Source organism: Niallia sp. NCCP-28 (genome assembly GCF_023168165.1).
Taxonomy (GTDB): Bacteria; Bacillota; Bacilli; order Bacillales; family Cytobacillaceae; genus Niallia.
This window is the reverse complement of sequence record NZ_BQYJ01000004.1, coordinates 190,187-209,130: the sequence shown is the minus strand read 5'-3', so window position 1 is coordinate 209,130 and position 18,944 is coordinate 190,187. Positions and strand designations below refer to the sequence as shown.

Below are 18,944 nucleotides of genomic sequence, written 5' to 3'. Positions count from 1 at the left end.
TGTAAAGCATGTGAATAAGAAAAAAAAATTTAGAGAATATAAAAGAGGCAACAAAAATCTGTTTAGAGGATGTGTGTAAATGACTGTTATTAATAATGTAAAGCAAACAATTGCTGGATTAAAAAGCGCACAAGCAAGCTTAGAAACATTTGCTCTTGCAACAGATAATCAATCAGCAAAGCAGCTGTATCAAACTGCTGCACAACAAACACAGCAGGTTATTGATTCTCTAAACCCAAGAGTCCAAGAAATTGAACAAGAAGAGCCTCAATACGCTGGACAATAAAAATAGCGGGCATGGTTGGCGAGTGTTGCCGATCATGCCATTTAAAGAAAGGTGAGCTATTAGATGACTGTCGCATCTAATGTAAAACAGACATTAGCAAGCTTAAAAGGATTAGAATCACAATTATCGACATTTGCTTTAAATTCAATGGAAGAAGAAGCACAGCAAAAATTCCATGAGGCAATGGTTTTAGTCGGTCAAATAAAAAATGATATTCAGTTGAGAGTTTATGCAATTGAAAGAGAAGAGAATGAATATAGTTCGTCATAAGGAGTTAATGGGATGTTAACAGGCATGGAAGTTGTACTCCGAGCATTTTTATTTGTACTTATTTTATTTATCACAGCCAAACTATTAGGAAAAAAGCATATTTCTCAATTGTCATTATTTGAATACATAGCTGGTATTACACTTGGGGATATTGCTGGTGAAGTAATCTTAAGTGCAGAAGCTAAAATATCAAATGGCATACTTGGGATATTTGTGTTTGGCATTGTTTCCTATTTAGCAGATGTCATTTCACTAAAAAGCAAAACCTTACGAAATATTATTGAAGGAACAGGCACTGTTCTTGTAGAAAACGGAAAGCTGTTGGAAGAGAATCTTAAAAATGAAAAATATACGATTGATGATTTTTCAAGTTTATTAAGACAAAAAGATGTTTTTAGTTTATCAGAAGTTGAGTATGCAGTTCTTGAGCCAAAGGGCATGCTGAGCGTTATGCTAAAAAAGGAAAATCGGCCAATAACACCAAAAGATATGAAGATGAAAGTGCCGAATGAAAAAGTGCCGCAAACCGTTATTATGGATGGCAATATATTATATGATTCTTTAAAAAAGGCTGGAAAAACGGCAGCGTGGCTTAATGAAGAACTTGCAAAGATTGGTGTAACATTAGATAACGTTTTTTTCGGGCAAGTAAATTCATATGGGGAACTGATTGTCGATATTTTTGATGATAAGCTGAAACTTGCATCCCCGCAAGAGCGTCCCCTGATGTTGGCTACTATTAAAAAAATACAAGCAGACTTAGAAATATATGCTCTGCAAACAGATAATAAAGAGGCAAAAGCAATGTATAATAAGAATGCAGCAAAAATGCTGGAAGTACAAAATCTAGTGAAAATATATTTAGAAAATTAAATACCATTGTATAAAATTTGGTGCATATTTCGATATGTGCCAAATTTATTTTTTTGCAATCAAGCCAAAAGAATCATTTGAAAAAATGTAAGTGTTCTCAATAGAATTTTTCGCTTAAATGTATTACTATAACGGTAAGAAAGATAGAATCTCAATAAAGCAGCAAAAATATCTCAGGCGAGGAGGGTGTTTTTTGAATGAAAAAGCAGCAGTAGGAGAACGAGCTGCAGAGGAATATATTAAAGATGGAATGATTGTAGGATTAGGGACAGGCTCAACTGTTTATTACACAATCGTGAAGATTGCAGACATGATAAAAAATGGCCTAACTATTTCTGGTGTGGCAACTTCTGTGCAAACGGAAAATTTAGCGGAAAGCTTAGGCATTCCATTGCTGGATCTTAATCTGGTGAAAAAGATAGATGTAGCAATTGATGGTGCCGATGAAATTGATTCTGATTTCTGTGCTATTAAGGGCGGCGGCGGAGCCCTTTTGCGGGAAAAACTTATTGCAAAACATGCAGAAAAATTTATTGTTGTTGTGGATTCTCATAAAGTTGTTCAACAATTGGGAAGTTTTCCTCTTCCTGTTGAGGTTGTTCCTTTTGGTGCAAAACTAACGGAAAAAGCCATTCAAAAATTTGGCTGCAAAACAGTGTTTCGAGAAAAAGAAGGAAAGATTTTTGTTACAGATAACGGCAACTATATTATTGATTGTTATTTTTCTGCAATCGTACAGCCTAAAGAATTAGCGGCGGCGCTTAACTATATTCCCGGGATAGTGGAAAATGGTTTGTTTATTAATATGGTTGATCATGTTATTACAGTAGGTAATGATAATAAAGTTATTGTTTTATAATAAAATTTAAATCGCTTACAATAAAAAGTACATAGTATGATAAAATTTTTAGAATGACATGCATTGCTTCAATAATTACTGATATGGGGGAATAAATGATGAAATTTTTTATCGATACAGCAAATTTAGAGGATATACAAAAAGCATATAAAATCGGCGTTTTAGCAGGAGTAACAACAAATCCTTCTTTAGTGGCAAAAGAAGGTGTAAAATTTGAGGATCGCATTGTAGAGATATTGCAAACTGTTCCTGAAGTAGAATCTGTTTCTGCGGAAGTGACGCCGAATGCTCATACAGCAGAAGAAATGATTGCAGAGGCAGAAGAATTAATTAAATTAAACAACCATGATGAACGTATTACCATTAAATTGCCAATGACATTAGAAGGATTAGAAGCAACAAGATATTTGTCCAAAAAAGGTGTAAAAACAAATGTAACACTGATTTTTACAGTAAACCAAGCATTATTGGCAGCAAAAGCAGGTGCCACATATGTATCGCCATTTTTAGGCAGATTAGATGATATTTCTGAAGATGGTGTGCTGCTTGTTGAAAAAATAGCACAGTTATTTAAAATCCATCAATTAGACACACAAATAATTTCAGCATCTGTTCGCCACCCAGACCATGTTACAAGAGTTGCCCTTGCAGGTGCACATATTGCAACCATTCCATTTAGTGTGATAAAGCAGCTTGCTAAGCATCCGTTAACAGATCAAGGATTGGAAAAATTCGCAGCCGATTGGAAGCAATAACTGCTTGCAACCGATGGTTCATCCATTGATTTGTTGTTAAACATCTTCCATCGACAGAACGATTTGATGCAGATAAAAGATAAATTAATTAATGTAAACACAAATCTTAGAAAGAAGTTGACATGATTCCTTTAAATGGATTTATGAATAACCTCTTTCTTTTTTTTATAATTCTGTTTTTTTCTTTTTTAACGTTTCATTTTCTTACACTTCATTATATCATCAGAGAGAGAATAGTTTATCTCGCTTTCTACGAGGCTACAAAATCTCTGCTACTGGATGGAGGGAAGGCTAGATGGCCACCTTATAAGTCTGCTTGGTCTGGAGATAAAGAAAAAGTTTGCTGATTAACGTTTCATTTTATGTTCACTAGGAGCATGATAATCGCTGGAAGATAATGTGCGGAAAAAAGGAGAGAAACAAATGACATTGAAAAAAGAAGCCCTTCGTATGCATCGAGAGAAACAAGGCAAATTAGAAGTACAGGCAAAAGTGGAAGTGAAAAATGCTCATGATTTAAGTTTGGCATATTCACCAGGAGTAGCAGAACCTTGTAAAGCCATTTATGAAAATCCAGAAACTGTTTATGAATATACAATGAAAGGAAATATGGTGGGAGTTGTTACAAATGGCACAGCTGTTCTTGGATTAGGCAACATTGGGGCAGCTGCATCACTGCCGGTAATGGAGGGAAAAGCAATTTTATTTAAAAGCTTTGCAGGAGTAGATGCATTTCCCATTGCATTGGATACAACGGATGTAGAAAAAGTTATTGAAACCGTTAAATTATTATCTCCAACATTTGGTGGAATTAACTTAGAGGATATTGCAGCTCCTCATTGTTTTGAAATTGAAGAAAGACTAAAAGCTGAGTTGGACATACCTGTTTTTCACGATGACCAACATGGAACAGCAATTGTTACATTAGCCGGGCTAGTAAATGCGTTAAAAATAGTTAAAAAAGAAATGAAGGATTTAAAAATTGTCTTAAATGGTGCTGGAGCCGCAGGAATTGCAATTACCAAGCTATTATACTCATACGGTGTAACAAATATGATTATGTGTGATACAAAGGGTGCCATTTATGATGGAAGACCGGAAGGCATGAATAGAGTGAAGGCTGATGTAGCTGCGTATACCAATATTCATAAAGAAAAGGGCTCATTAAGTGAGGTTATAAAAAATGCCGATGTATTTATCGGTGTTTCAGTTGCAGGGGCCTTAACTAGCGGGATGGTCGCTTCTATGAATAAAGATGCTATTATATTTGCAATGGCAAATCCTGTTCCTGAAATAGATCCGAAAGATGCAAAGGCTGCAGGAGCGAAAGTAGTAGGAACAGGACGTTCTGATTATCCTAACCAAGTAAATAATGTTTTGGCTTTCCCTGGGATTTTCCGTGGTGCATTAGATGTGCGTGCTAAAAATATTAATGAAGAAATGAAAAAAGCGGCAGTAGAAGCGATTGCCAATTTAATAATCGATGCAGAATTACATGAGGATTATGTGATTCCAAGTCCATTTGATTTGCGTGTTGCTCCTGCAGTAGCAAAAGCAGTGGCAAAAGCAGCTGTTCAAACAAATGTTGCGCGATCGACGACAGTAGAGCAAAAATAATAAAAAGCAAAGTCGGGAGTCAAAGATAATATAGTTGGCTTAACTACTTATAAAGAACTTGCTGATAAACTGATTTTCCGACTATTGGAGACTCCTTTTTAGAGTAGCTGCTTTGCAAGTGATATGAATGAGACGGTCAATGAAGCAGAGAATTAGATACTTTCATCGTAAGCAGCAACTTTATTTGTTATGTGAATGAGATTCAAAAACTATAATATTTCCTTTTATGTTTCATAAAAAAAGAGAGATGCCTTGATTCAAGACATCTCTCTTTTTTTAATGGGCTTCTGCCAATTTGTCAGCTTTTGCAACCTTTTCATTTTTTGTTTTCATATTAAACAACAAGTTAAGAAGGATTGCACATAGGCTTCCAGTAATAATGCCGTCACTTACGATAATTCGAAGAGCGGATGGCAATTGCGCAAATAAATCGGGCACAGCAGTTGCCCCTAAGCCAATGGAAATTGAACATGCCATAATAAGCAAGTTAGATTGTTTTGTAAAGTCAACGGTGCTGAGCATTCTAATGCCAGAAGAAACAACCATACCAAACATAACTACTGTTGCTCCTCCTAATACTGGCGTTGGGACGATTGTTGCAAAAGCAGCGACTTTTGGAATGAGCCCTAAGAAAACAAGAATTCCGCCAGCGGCAATGACTACATTTGCTGTTTTTACTTTAGAGAGCTGTACAAGCCCAACATTTTGTGCAAATGTATTATATGGAAAAGCATTAAAAATGCCCCCAAGTGTAATCGCTAAACCTTCCGCGCGGTACCCCCTTGTCAGGTCTTGTTCGGTTAATGATTTATCACATATTTTTCCTAGGGCAAAAAATACACCAGTAGATTCAATTATGATGACAAGTCCAACAATCAACATCGTCAGAATAGGTCCAACCTCAAATGTAGGAACTCCAAAATAAAAGATTTGGGGCAGATGAAACCAGCTTGCATCTGCTACAGACGAGAAATTCACTTTGCCAGCAAGTGCTGCTGCAAAAGTGCCTGCCATGATGCCGATTAAAACAGATAAAGATTGCAGCATACCTTTTGAAAAACGATTAAGGATTAAAATAAACAAAAGAACTCCAAAAGAAAGCGCCAGATTTTCTACTGAACCAAAATCCTCGCTTGCAGCACCGCCGCCCATGTTTTTTATTCCTGTCGGGATTAAAGATAAACCAATAATGGTAACAACCGTTCCCATTACGACAGGAGGGAAAAGCTTTGTAATTTTACTGAAAAACGGAGCACAAACCACAATAAATAAACCAGTGACAATAATAGCGCCGTATATTGCTGTAATGCCATATGTAGCGCCGATCGAAATCATTGGAGTTACAGCAACAAAAGAACTGCCAAGCACGACGGGAAGTCCGATTCCTAAATATTTGTTTTTCCAGGCTTGCAGCAATGTTGCTAATCCGCATGTTAATAAATCAATTGCAACGAGATAGGCCAGCTGCTCTGTTGTTAGGTTTAAAGCTCTCCCAACTAATAATGGAACTAATATAGCTCCTGCATACATAGCAAGAACATGCTGCAATCCCAAAGAAAATATTTTTAACCGACCATTTTTATTATTGCTCACCATAACCTCTCCTTTTATTTAAACGGTGTTAATTTTTATAACATATAAAGTTATCTTAATTAACATAATAAATAGCGGATAGAGAGAAGTCATTGGTTAATGTAAACAAAATATTTCGACAATATCGTATACATTTGCTATATTGCCGAAATATTGAATGATTATTGTGTTTGCAAAATGGTTTTAATTCGAAATGCTAATCGTAAATGAAATGTTGTATTTGCATCTTTTAAACTTCTTCCTAATATCTCTTCACATTTTTCTAAACGATAGATGACCGTATTGCGGTGAACAAATAATCGTTTTGCTGTTTCAGAGATTTGGCAATGTGTTTCTAAGTATACCGATAGCGTATTTAACAAAATTTGTTCTTCCTCTAACTGATGAGTAACAGTGAATCCTTGGAAAATATGATCATAAAATTCCTGAAGATCTTTTGTTGGAATGATCCGCAAAATTTCGGAAACATCTTTTGGCCGATGCACTTGGATAAATTGTTGATTGCCAGAAAGTTGTCCGGTATGAATGGCGCTTACTGCTTCAATATAAGTTTTTGGAATATTTATCAAGTGATGGCTGATATTGCTGATGCCAAAGGAAATTGTTTTTTTGAAAATATTGGAGATGCATGTTTGCATATCTTTCAAATATGGAATAATAGCGGAATCTATCTCATGACTTGTTTCTTCCACTTCTACTAGAAGAATGCACATATCTCCTTTTATAAACAAATGGACGATGAATGGCGCCTTATTAATTTCCGTTTCTAGAAATTCATAGATGTACTCTGTTTCTAGCTGATATTGTGTAAAGCTTTTTTGTTTGCCTTCTTGGTCGATTTTTCCTAGTACTGTAATGAATGGTTGTTCACTTTTTAAGTGGAATTCCTTTGCCCTATTTTCAATTTCTTCTTTTGATGTAAATGTGCTATCGACAAGATTAATAAAAAACTCGTTTCGGGCGCGTTTGGCATATTGTTTAACCGTGTATTCTCGCATTAATTCAAAAGAAAGAACATTTGTTGCTTGCTCAATAATTAACAGCAGACTCTGATCATGGATTGGGATATGCCCAAGTATGACTAAATAAGCGGGTTTTCCTATATGAGTAGGAATAGGGAAAATGCAAACGGTCTCTTCTGTATGGCGAATCGTGAAACATGTATGGCTTTTTTGTCCTAATAGTAGCTGAAAACCATGAGAATGCAGTAATGAAATTTGATTTTCCATAGGATATTTTGATTGAGAGGATACATGAAGATGGAAATGTTGATCAAATAAAACTACTTTTTGACCAATCATGGCCGACAGATCATCAATCAGTTTTTTTATTCCTTTCCCTTTTAAAATGTCTTGTGTAAATTTTCGGTGGATTTCAAAAGCTGTTGTTAGTTCTGTTGTGCGTTGATCCAAAATATATTGCAAGGATGCATTTACTACTTCCCCTAAAGAAGTCTCTAATGGTATTTCTAGTATAGGAAAACCATTATCATTGGCATATTGAATAGCTGCTTCTGGTATTTCATTTAAAAATCGTTTTGTTTTAATGCCTAAAGCTGTGCATTTTTGTTTATGCATAGTTTGTACAAGTTCTGTAATGCTTGCAGGATCGTCTTTTAAATGATAGGCGGTAGTGACAAGGAAATCATTTTCATGCAGATAATGAACGATATCCGGGGCATCCATCATTGTAATATTTTTTATTTGTTTATCTAATCCAGCTTCTCCCGCTATTAAATGAAAGTTTTGGAATAAAGGTTTTTTTAAAAGATCATTTAACTTCATCTTGCCCTCCAATAATGTTAAAAAAAGTTACATATGAAATAGGTGGTATTTGTAATTAAAATTTATCCATTGGTTAATATGCACAAAATATTATGATAATTCTATCATTTTTTCTAATGTATTGCACCTATATCCTTATTAAAATGAAAAATAAATGTTATAAAACGTAACAAATAAATAAAAAAACTGAAAATTTGAAAATGGGTTTCTTTTAGATATTTAGCGAGAGGAAGGTTGGCATGCAAACAACGATTAATATGGAAACAGTTGAGGTGGAAAAATGGCTGAACTGGTTAAGTAGTTTTGGAGCAACTAAAAACGATGGAGTAACAAGATTATTATACGATGATTCTTGGAAAAAAGCGCAAATGGCTTTAAAGGAAAAAATGGCTGAAGCTGGGTTAAAAGTAAGCTTTGACAGCATCGGGAATCTATTTGGAAGATTAGAAGGAACGGAAATAAAAGAAAAGGCAATTCTTACTGGTTCCCATATTGATACAGTTGTTGATGGAGGGAAATATGACGGGGCATATGGTGTTATTGCTAGTCTGCTTGCAGTCCAATATTTATATAAACACCATGGTCTTCCGAAAAAAACAATCGAAGTAGTGTCTTTATGTGAAGAGGAAGGCAGTCGTTTTCCATTGGCCTTTTGGGGATCGGGATCTATTACAGGAAAATATAAGCTGGAAGACAGCAAAGAACTAAAAGACGCAAATTCCATTCCCTTTCATACAGCAATGGAGCTTGCAGGATTTCCTCCTTCTAATCAATCATCAGTTCGTGATGATATTGCCAGTTTTATTGAGGTTCATATTGAACAAGGGGCGGTTTTAGAAAAAGAAAAAAAATCCCTAGGAATCGTGACACATATCGTGGGACAGCGAAGGTTTACTATAAAAATTACTGGCGAAAGCAATCATGCGGGAACGACACCGATGAATTACCGTAAAGACAGCATGCATATGGCATCAGAATTCATAGCATATGCAATGAATAAGGTTGCAGAAATAGATGAGAGTTTAGTAGCAACGGTTGGAAAATTGACAGTTTCACCAAATGTTCCTAATGTTATACCAAATGAAGTAGTGTTTACATTAGATGTCCGCCATCATCAAGAAGAGACATTAGATCAGTACTGTAAAAGAATCTTTGCCCACTTTGAAAATATATGCCTGGAAAAAGGAATAGAATTGGACATTTCTCAATGGGTAGATGTAAAGCCAGTAAAAATGGATGAAAATCTCATTGATATGGCTGATTATGTTTTACAAGATTTGTCTTTGCCATATAAAAAAATGATTAGTGGGGCAGGGCATGATAGCCAAATGTTTGGAACATTTTGCCCAACCGCATTGTTATTCGTTCCCAGTGAAAAGGGAATTAGTCATTCGCCGCTAGAGTTTACAAAAATAGAAGATTTAAAAAATGGGGTTATTGTTTTAATTGAATTGCTGCACAAATTAGCCTATTAATGAGAAGGGATGAAAATAAATGAGCTATCAAGAAATTAATGCACCGTTAAGAACCATTATGACACCAGGACCAGTAGAAGTGGATCCAAGAGTATTAAGAGCGATGAGCACACCAATTCTTGGACAGTTTGATCCTGCATTTACTTCTATTATGAATACCGTAATGAGCATGGTTCGTGAAGTATTTCAAACAAAAAATCAATGGGCATTTCCAATCGATGGTACATCTAGGTCAGGATTAGAAGCAGTACTTGGCAGTGTTATCGAGCCAGGGGATAAAGTGCTTATTCCTATTTATGGAAGGTTTGGACATTTGCTTACAGAAATTGCGGAAAGACACGGAGCAGAGCTTCACTTATTGCATTGCGAATGGGGAGAAGTATTTGATCCAGAAGTAGTTATTAATGAAATGAAAAAAGTTAATCCAAAAGTAGTCGCAATAGTGCATGGAGAAACATCAACAGGATGCATGCAGCCGCTAGCGGAGATTGGAAAAGCTTGCCGTGAACAAGACGTCCTTTTTATTGTAGACGCTGTTGCAACCATTGGCGGTGCGGATGTGCAAACAGATAATTGGCATATTGATGCAGCTATTGGCGGAAACCAAAAATGTATTTCTGTTCCTTCTGGAAATGCGCCAATTACGTATAATGAGCGAATTGAAAAAATCCTTCTTGATCGTAAAAAAGTAGAAAGAGGGATTGCAACAGATAAGGAGCTAGCGGAAAAATCGTATCATCACCCAATTAAAAGTAATTATTTAGATTTAAGTCAATTGCAGGATTATTGGAGTCCAAGAAGATTAAATCATCATACAGAGGCAACTTCTATGCTATATGCGTTGCATGAAGGCTTAAGAATTTTGCTTGAAGAAGGGTTAGAGAATCGTTTTGCTCGCCATAAGTTCCATGAGAAAGCATTGATTGCAGGCATAGAAGGAATGGGCTTAGAGCTGTTTGGCGACAGCCGCTGGAAATTGCCGACAGTTACTTGCGTAAAAGTTCCAGAGGGTGTCGATGCAGAATCAGTCCGTGCGATGATGCTTGAGCAATTTGGTGTAGAAATTGCCAGCAGTTTTGGACCATTACATGGGAAAATTTGGAGAATAGGAACGATGGGATACAGCTGTCGCAAAGAAAATGTCCTATTTGCTTTATCTGCTTTAGAAGCTAGCTTGATTAGACATGGAGTGAAAGTGCAAACAGGTGCGGGTGTGCAGGCTTCATTAGATATTTATACAAATGTCAATAAAGCTTGGCAGAAGGCTTAGAAGGAATTTTAGGCTTTTAGCTAAGCTGCGTCTTGTTTGATTTACCATCAATCAGTTTAGGAAAAGCAATTTCCTGCTGATTGATGTTTTCTTTTCTGCCATAAAAACAAGGTTGTTAGTTTCGTTTTATTTTCCTAAGGCTCTTTTCGTAAACTTTGTTGTTTTGCAGTAAACTTAGTTTATCACGCGTTAACGGGCTTTTGACCACCACCTAAGGGATTGTAAGAGAAAACGAGAAATCTAGGTGGATAGAAACTTTCCCAAAAAAGCCTGATTGGTTCAACTAACAATCAGTGGGGGACGTGGAAACCTGCACTGATTGAAGTTTCACTTTATACAATCACTGCGAAAACAGCCTTTTCTAAAAAGAGAGGGGTTTATAGATGAATGATTATTTTTTAACTTATCCTTATCCATCTAAGCGAGTATGTTCTATTGCAAAAAAAGGAATGGTTGCGACAAGCCAGCCTCTTGCGGCACAAGCAGGCATGGAAATATTAAAAATGGGAGGCAATGCTGTTGATGCAGCTATTGCGACAGCCGCTTGTTTAACAGTGGTGGAACCTTCCTCTAATGGAATTGGCGGTGATGCGTTTGCCCTTGTCTGGATGAATAATTCCCTTTATGGTTTAAATGCAAGTGGTACTGCTCCGATGGAAACAACGGTTGATTATGTAAAGTCCGAAGGCTATGATTCCATTCCTGAAAGAGGATTTATTCCTGTAACTGTTCCAGGAGCTCCTAGTGCATGGGCCGCTCTTTCTAAGCGATTTGGAAAGCTAAGTTTAAAAGAAGTATTAAAGCCAGCGATTAACTATGCTAGGGAAGGATTTCCTCTTTCGCCAACTGGGGGAAGGAATTGGAGAAATGGAGTAGATAAATTAAAAGAAATGCTAAAAGGCGAAGAATATGAAGCATTTTTTGACACTTTTGCTCCAAATGGGAAAATCCCGCAAATCGGGGAGATATGGAAGTGTGAAAATTTTGCCACCACTTTAGAAAGCATTGCCGAAACGAATGCAGAATCTTTTTATAGAGGAGAGCTCGCTGATCAAATTGATGCCTTTTCTAAAAAATATGGCGGGAAAATTCGAAAAGAAGATTTAGCGAATTTTTATCCAGAATGGGTGACACCGGTTTCTACTAATTATAAAGGCTATGATATTTGGGAAATCCCTCCTAATGGCCAAGGGATTGTCGTATTAATGGCTTTAAATATATTAAAAGCGTATAAGTTTCATGAAAAAGAGCAAATCGAAACATATCATACACAGTTGGAAGCAATGAAATTAGCTTTCACTGATGGAAAAGCATTTGTTACAGAAGCAGAAGATATGCGTGTGAAAGTGGAGGAGCTTCTATCAGATGAATATGCGAACGAACGGAGAAGCTTAATCACCGATACGGCGAAACCTCCAGAGGCTGGAAAACCTCAGTATAGTGGAACAGTCTATATGGCAACAGCTGATGAGGACGGTAATATGGTTTCTTTTATTCAAAGTAATTATCGTGATTTTGGATCAGGTTTAGTTGTGCCGGGAACAGGAATTCTCCTGCAGAATAGAGGGCATAATTTCTCCCTTGATCCAGACCATGTTAATTGTTTGAAGCCGGGAAAAAGAACCTATCATACGATTATTCCTGGTTTTATCACAAAAGGGAATACGCCAATTGGACCTTTTGGCGTTATTGGAGCATTTATGCAGCCACAAGGACAAGTGCAAGTATTAATGAATATGATTGAGTTTGGCTTAAATCCTCAAGCTGCCATTGATGCACCTCGCTGGCAATGGTTTGGAGATAATCGAATTATGCTTGAAACAAGTGTCCCTCGCCATATTATAGAAGGATTAGGAAGAAAAGGGCATGAAATAAACATGTCTATTGATTCGAATGAGTTTGGCAGAGCGCAGATTATTTGGCGAGATCCAGAGACAGGCGTGTATTATGGAGGCACAGAATCCCGGACAGATGGCAGTGTGGCTGTTTGGTAACGTTATTTTTTGTATAAAAAGGGAGATGCTATTTTGCGAGCATCTCCCTTTTTTAGCTATTTTCCTGTTTTTTTAGTAATCTGATTTGTTTTTTTGCAGGCCAAAAGGCTTTTTTTCCTAATATTGCTGTAATGCTTGGGACCAAAAATGGACGGACTACAAATGTATCAAGCAAAACGCCAATAGCTGTAATTGTTCCAAAATGGACGAGGATTTGAATAGGTAATGTTGTTAATACCATAAAGGTTGCCGCTAAAATAATACCTGCTGACGTAATAACACTACCAGATTCTGAAACGCCTTCTTTAACGGCTCGAAGCAAAGGCATTTCTTTGCTTTTTTTCCAAATGCTTGAGATCATAAAAATATTGTAATCCTCTCCTAATGCCACAATAAATACAAAGGAGTAAAGAGGAATTAATCCTTGTATCGCATCAACATCAAAGAAATAATGCAAAACGGCCCAGCCTATTCCTAGTGCACTGAAATAAGATAAAAGCACAGTAGCAATCAAATAGATGGTAGCTGTGATAGAGCGCAGGTAAACAAATAGTAAAACAGCAATCATACTAATTACAACAGGAATAATAATACTAGCATCGTCTGTAGTTATATTTTTTGTATCGAGCTGTTCGGCGGTGATGCCGCCAATCCAAACTTTCTCCTTGCTGTTTTGTATACCGCTATCTTCTAAAGACTTTACAATCGCTTTTTCTAACAATGGCAGCTCTTCCATTGCCTTATTAGAATATGGATTTGTATTTAACTCTACTGTATATTTTTGAAGATTTTTATCATTCTTCGCTGGCTCGCTATCTGAAACAGTAGAAACAAAAGTGAGCTTTTCTATTGTTTCTTTTACATTTATTTCTTCTCCATCTGTTTGTATAATAACTTGAACAGGTGCAAGCTCGCCTGCTGTAAAATGTTCTTCAATTAATGTGAAGCCTTCACGAGAAGGCATATCTTTTGGAAAAGACGATAACGTATCATACGTATATTCTATTTTGGTAGAATATAGTGCGAATACGGATAAAAATAACAAGGTAACGATAGTCACTTTCCAAGGGTGTTTCGTTACTAATGTTCCAATAAAGTTTCCGAATCTCTTGTTCGTTTTTTTGGGTTTTTTATTTCGTTTTTGCTGCATCTCCTCTGTGCGTGGAATAAACGGATAAAAAGAAATTCTTCCTAGTATGCTCAGTATTGCTGGAACAAGAGTCAGGCTTGCAATCATCATAATCAGAATAGCGATACTAAAAGGAACTGCAAACCGCTGAATGGAACCGTATTTGGCTAACAATAAAACGAAAAGAGAAACAACAACTGTCAAACCGCTCATCGCGATTGCTCCAGAAGCACGAGATAGAGACTTTTGCATAGCAATACGGCTATCTGATTCAATGCTCAATAAAGAACGATACTTCGCAATTAAAAATAGACAGTAGTCTGTGCCGGCTCCAAATAAAAGGACCGTCATAATGGAGATGGCTTGGGAATCAAATACAATCCACTCAGATTTGCCTAAAGCACCAAGAATGGGACTGATTGCACCATATGCGATTGCTACTCCAATCAATGGAATAAGTGCAAGAATAGGAGAACGATAGATAACAAGCAAACAAATTAAAACAATGGCAACTGTTGCAAACAATAAGGAAAGATCTCCTTGACTGAATAATGCTGTTGCATCAATGGATATGCCAACAGGACCTGTTATGCGTGCGTGCAGAACATTGTCTTTATTTAAATTTGTATCAAACGGATCGGAAGAAAAAATATCTTTGCTCGCTTTTTTTAGTTCCTGAATGCCTTTTTCTAATTCAGCTGTTTCTGTTTGTTTATCAAAAAGGACTGGAAAGACAAATGAAGTTCCATCTTTTGAAATATTTTTTAATAAAGCCCGGGTAGGCAGCTGGTGGATAGGCATAATACTTTGTTGATGAGCAACGGGATTTTTGGAAATCTCTGCTGCTAATTGTTGAAAGTTTGCTAAATCTTTTTCTGTTATGCCATCTTTTCTGTAAAAAGTAATTAATGCTGGTGTACCTTGCTCATTTGGAAATTCTTTTTCAGCAATTTTTGCAGCTTCCTGTGAAGGAGCATTTGCTGATAGATTTTTGGCGATTTCATTTTTTTGTTCACTCGCTTGCGGCAAAAAAATGCTTAAAAGAGCAACAAGAAAAATCCAGCTCACGATGGTTATCACTCTTCCTTTAGCACTTGCTACAAAGGTGAAATAATTAGAAATGATTTTTTTCATGTTTTATTCTCCTTCTTCTTATTATTTATCAAGCATTAACTGGCAGTAATACCCCCGCTGATTGAAGGTTCACTTTATCCCATATTAATTGGGATAAAAAGCGCCGATTTAAGTGAAACATACGTTAACCATTCCTCTCGGCTTATCAATTGATAAGCTGAGAGGAAAAAGGATTGCATGCCATGTAAATAAAAATGGGATGACATGCAATGATTCTATTAGAATAATTAATAAAGCTTACTTGATTCCAGATAAAAGGATATGTACAATTAAGCGAGCTTTATTAGTTATATAGGTTTGTTGTTCTAGCACAGACATCCTTTTTAAATAATCAGGTTGAATAGCTGATTTTATAATACTTAATAGAAGAAGAGAAATTTCATGACTTGTTGTATGAATCTTTTCCAATGCAGCAATTTCACCTTTAGCTATAGCCTCATCCAGCATATTAATGATAGGGCGAAGAAATCCTTTTTTCCACTTTTCTTCTATGTCTTTTTGAATTTCTAACGGCATCTCATGCTGAAGGTCGTGAAACATTTGCATTAAGTCCACTTGATAATTCTGCATAAAATAACAGGTAACTCTATATAGGCGTTCCTTAATTTCTGCATGTTTTTCCTTAATAGCAAAAAGAGCGGCTTCTATTTGATTAATAGCATCAATAAGAACTTCCACATATATTTCTTGTTTATTTTTAAAATGATGATAGAGGGCAGGTTGAGTGATGCCGCAAGTTTGTGCTATTTTTCTTGTGCTGACGGCTCTATAGCCCAGTTCCATAAATAAGGAATAAGCCACTTGGACAATAAGCTTAGGCGTATCAAGTTCTGCAGATTGTTTTCCTGATAATGAATCCATTAATAGCATGCTTCCTTTCTTGCATGTGCTTATCACTTGATAAGTATAAGGGGATTAGAAAAAAAAAGCAATTGTGACTGAAATGTGAAAAAGTTTGTGAAATATTGAACAAATTTATTTAAAACTATTGATGGTTGTTATAAAACAGTTTATTATAAGGGTGTAAAGAAAAACAAAGATAAATATGGATGATTAGTTAATATTATCCAACTATCTTTAACCATCAATTGTTTGAACTTCATCTATTTTATTATGTTAAAATCAGTAAAAGGATGTGGTCATTCTAGGCAATCAGCTACTAAATAAGTAGTTTTTCTTCAAAATTTATATGTGAAATATTTCACATGTTTATTTGGAAAGATTCTCTAATAAAGTGGAGGGATTTAAAGATGTCTGTTGTAGAAAAGGATGTAAAAGCAAAAAAAGATGTGAATGCAATAATTGATGAAATAGCCGCTAAAGGAAAAAAAGCTTTGGAAGAGTTTTATGATTTAAATCAAGAACAGGTTGATCAGATCGTCAAAGAAATGGCATTAGCCGGTTTAGATAAACATATGTATTTAGCGAAGCTTGCTGTGGAGGAAACAGGAAGAGGCGTTTATGAAGATAAAATTATTAAAAATATTTTTTCGACGGAATATATTTACCATAATGTTAAATATGATCGTACAGTAGGCGTCATCAATGATGATGAAGTAAATGGAGTTGTGGAAATAGCTGATCCGGTTGGTGTAATTGCAGGGGTTACACCGGTTACAAATCCAACATCAACAACGATGTTCAAAGCAATTATTGCAATTAAAACAAGAAATCCAATTGTGTTTGCATTTCACCCATCTGCACAAAAATGCAGCAGTGAAGCAGCAAAAATTTTACGGGATGCAGCAGTTAAAGCTGGAGCACCTGAAAATTGCATTCAATGGATAGAGCAGCCATCTATTGAAACGACGCAAGCTTTAATGAACCATCCTGGAATTGCCTTAATTCTAGCTACTGGCGGTCCTGGAATGGTAAAATCCGCTTACAGCTGCGGCAAACCGGCACTTGGCGTTGGAGCAGGAAATGTTCCTTGCTATATTGAAAAAACAGCAAAAGTAAAAAGAGCAGTAAACGACCTAATTCTTTCTAAAACATTTGACAATGGAATGATTTGCGCATCTGAACAAGCAGTCATTATTGATAAAGAAATTTATGATGAAGTGAAAGATCAGCTTCAGCGCAATAATTGCTATTTCTTAAATGAAGAAGAGAAAAAGAAAGTTGAAAGTCTAGTAATCAACGAAAATACTTGTGCAGTAAATCCTAATATTGTAGGGAAATCCGCACACTTTATTGCAAATTTGGCAGGAGTAAAAGTCCCTGAGGATACAAAAATCTTAATAGCAGAACTTGAAGGAGTTGGACCGCAATATCCACTTTCTAGAGAGAAATTAAGTCCAGTACTTGCCTGCTATAAAGTAGATTCAACAGAAGAAGGAATTAAACGTGCAGAAGAAATGCTTGAGTTCGGCGGATTGGGTCACTCTGCTGTTATTCATTCTGAAAATGAAGAAGTAACAAAAGCATTTGCATTAAGAATGAAAGCATGCCGCATCATTAATAATGCTCCATCTTCTCAAGGGGCAATCGGCGATATTTATAACGGGTTTATGCCTTCATTGACGCTTGGCTGCGGATCATATGGAAGAAATTCTGTATCTACCAATGTTACAGATGTACATTTATTGAATGTAAAAAAACTGGCTAAAAGGAATAATAATATGCAATGGTTTAAAGTTCCACCAAAAATTTATTTTGAAAAAAATTCAGTGCAATATTTACAAAAAATGAAAGATATTTCTCGCGTATTTATCGTAACAGATCCATATATGGTGCAATTTGGGTATGTGGATAAATTATTATATCATTTAAGAAAAAGAGAAAATTTAGTCCAAGTAGAAGTATTCTCTGATGTAGAGCCAGATCCATCATTAGATACCGTAATAAGAGGAACAGAGATGATGGCTAAATTTAAACCAGACTGCATCATTGCACTTGGCGGTGGTTCTCCAATGGATGCTGCAAAAGGCATGTGGCTATTCTATGAACATCCAGATGAAGATTTCTTTGGATTAAAACAAAAATTCTTAGATATTAGAAAAAGAGTCTATAAATATCCTAGTTTAGGAGGCAATGCAAAATTTGTTGCCATTCCAACTACTTCTGGAACAGGATCTGAGGTAACTTCATTTGCTGTTATTACAGATAAAGAACAAAATGTAAAATATCCATTAGCTGATTATGAATTAACTCCAGATGTAGCGATTATTGATCCACAATTTGTGATGACAGTTCCGCCAGCAGTTACAGCTGATACTGGTATGGATGTATTGACACATGCGGTGGAAGCATATGTATCCAATATGGCAAATGACTATACAGATGCACTTGCCGTAAAAGCAGTTCAGTTAATATTTGAATATTTGCCAAGAGCATACAAAAATGGTGCAACAGATGAGGAAGCACGTGAAAAAGTGCATAATGCCTCTACTATTGCAGGGATGGCATTTGCAAATGCATTTTTAGGAATTAACCATAGTTTAGCACATAAATTGGGAGCAGAATTCCATATTGCCCATGGACGTTCTAATGCGATATTAATGCCTCACGTTATTCGCTATAATGCTGAAAAACCAAAAAAATTCACTGCATTTCCGAAATATGAATATTTTAAAGCAGATGAGCGTTATGCTGAATTAGCAAGAATTTTAGGATTGCCAGCAAATACAGTAGAACAAGGAGTAGACAGTTTTATCCGCGCTGTTATTCGTCTTGGCAAAGAATTAAATATTCCGATGAGCATCGAAGCAAATGGCGTAAATGCAAAAGATTTTGAAGCGAAAGTAGATTATTTAGCAGATCGTGCATTTGAAGATCAATGCACAACAGCAAATCCTAAATTGCCATTGGTTTCTGAACTGGCAGATATTTATCGCAAAGCATTTAAAGGCGTATAAAGTGAAACTTCAATTAGTCTGATGGGGCTCTAAGAGGGGCTCCATCCT

General features: G+C 36.1%; 14 protein-coding genes. 10 read left to right on the top strand and 4 right to left on the bottom strand.

The genetic code is table 11. The annotated features are described in order from the left end of the window. Positions 1-79: 79 nt before the first annotated feature. The 6 genes from NCCP28_RS13640 (at position 80) to ystJ (ending at position 4,660) form a co-directional block, all read left to right on the top strand. On the top strand, positions 80-286 hold the full coding sequence (locus NCCP28_RS13640) for a DUF1657 domain-containing protein (protein ID WP_248561959.1): 207 nt from the start codon (positions 80-82) through the stop codon (positions 284-286). A gap of 63 nt (positions 287-349) precedes the next feature. Beyond that, positions 350-556, top strand: a complete 207-nt coding sequence (locus NCCP28_RS13635; protein WP_248561958.1) for a DUF1657 domain-containing protein — start codon at positions 350-352, stop codon at positions 554-556. Between the two features lie 12 nt (positions 557-568). After that, on the top strand, positions 569-1,429 hold the full coding sequence (locus NCCP28_RS13630) for a DUF421 domain-containing protein (protein ID WP_248561957.1): 861 nt from the start codon (positions 569-571) through the stop codon (positions 1,427-1,429). A gap of 193 nt (positions 1,430-1,622) precedes the next feature. Next, positions 1,623-2,288, top strand: a complete 666-nt coding sequence (gene rpiA, locus NCCP28_RS13625) for a ribose-5-phosphate isomerase RpiA (RefSeq protein WP_282579571.1) — start codon at positions 1,623-1,625, stop codon at positions 2,286-2,288. 98 nt (positions 2,289-2,386) lie between these two features. Then, on the top strand, positions 2,387-3,043 hold the full coding sequence (fsa, locus tag NCCP28_RS13620; protein WP_248562206.1) for a fructose-6-phosphate aldolase: 657 nt from the start codon (positions 2,387-2,389) through the stop codon (positions 3,041-3,043). Between the two features lie 423 nt (positions 3,044-3,466). Then, positions 3,467-4,660: an NADP-dependent malic enzyme gene (ystJ, locus tag NCCP28_RS13615; protein WP_248561956.1), complete on the top strand. Its 1,194-nt coding sequence runs from the start codon at positions 3,467-3,469 to the stop codon at positions 4,658-4,660. 276 nt (positions 4,661-4,936) lie between these two features. Here ystJ and NCCP28_RS13610 read toward each other — a convergent pair whose 3' ends face one another. After that, on the bottom strand, positions 4,937-6,253 hold the full coding sequence (locus tag NCCP28_RS13610) for a nucleobase:cation symporter-2 family protein (RefSeq protein WP_282579570.1): 1,317 nt from the start codon (positions 6,251-6,253) through the stop codon (positions 4,937-4,939). Between the two features lie 161 nt (positions 6,254-6,414). Beyond that, the gene (locus NCCP28_RS13605) at positions 6,415-8,037 is read right to left on the bottom strand and encodes a PucR family transcriptional regulator (protein ID WP_248561955.1); all 1,623 of its coding nucleotides are present in this window, start codon (positions 8,035-8,037) and stop codon (positions 6,415-6,417) included. 239 nt (positions 8,038-8,276) lie between these two features. Between NCCP28_RS13605 and allC the strand changes: the two genes are divergently transcribed. The 3 genes from allC to ggt all read left to right on the top strand — a co-directional run bounded on the left by allC (position 8,277) and on the right by ggt (position 12,776). Further along, complete coding sequence (gene allC, locus NCCP28_RS13600; protein WP_248561954.1) at positions 8,277-9,512, top strand: allantoate deiminase; 1,236 nt, start codon at positions 8,277-8,279, stop codon at positions 9,510-9,512. A gap of 19 nt (positions 9,513-9,531) precedes the next feature. Then, positions 9,532-10,782: a pyridoxal-phosphate-dependent aminotransferase family protein gene (locus NCCP28_RS13595; protein WP_248561953.1), complete on the top strand. Its 1,251-nt coding sequence runs from the start codon at positions 9,532-9,534 to the stop codon at positions 10,780-10,782. A 383-nt stretch (positions 10,783-11,165) separates the two neighbouring features. After that, positions 11,166-12,776 (top strand): gamma-glutamyltransferase, encoded by a 1,611-nt coding sequence (ggt, locus tag NCCP28_RS13590; protein WP_248561952.1) that lies wholly within the window; start codon positions 11,166-11,168, stop codon positions 12,774-12,776. Between the two features lie 52 nt (positions 12,777-12,828). Here the strand turns inward: ggt and NCCP28_RS13585 are convergent, their stop codons facing one another. Together NCCP28_RS13585 and NCCP28_RS13580 are read right to left on the bottom strand one after the other, a co-directional pair. Next, positions 12,829-15,039, bottom strand: a complete 2,211-nt coding sequence (locus NCCP28_RS13585; RefSeq protein ID WP_248561951.1) for an MMPL family transporter — start codon at positions 15,037-15,039, stop codon at positions 12,829-12,831. A gap of 237 nt (positions 15,040-15,276) precedes the next feature. Then, a complete protein-coding gene (locus tag NCCP28_RS13580) occupies positions 15,277-15,900 on the bottom strand; it encodes a TetR/AcrR family transcriptional regulator (RefSeq protein WP_248561950.1) in 624 nt (207 codons plus the stop codon). A gap of 389 nt (positions 15,901-16,289) precedes the next feature. Between NCCP28_RS13580 and adhE the strand changes: the two genes are divergently transcribed. Next, the gene (gene adhE / locus NCCP28_RS13575) at positions 16,290-18,896 is read left to right on the top strand and encodes a bifunctional acetaldehyde-CoA/alcohol dehydrogenase (RefSeq protein ID WP_248561949.1); all 2,607 of its coding nucleotides are present in this window, start codon (positions 16,290-16,292) and stop codon (positions 18,894-18,896) included. Positions 18,897-18,944 lie beyond the last annotated feature (48 nt).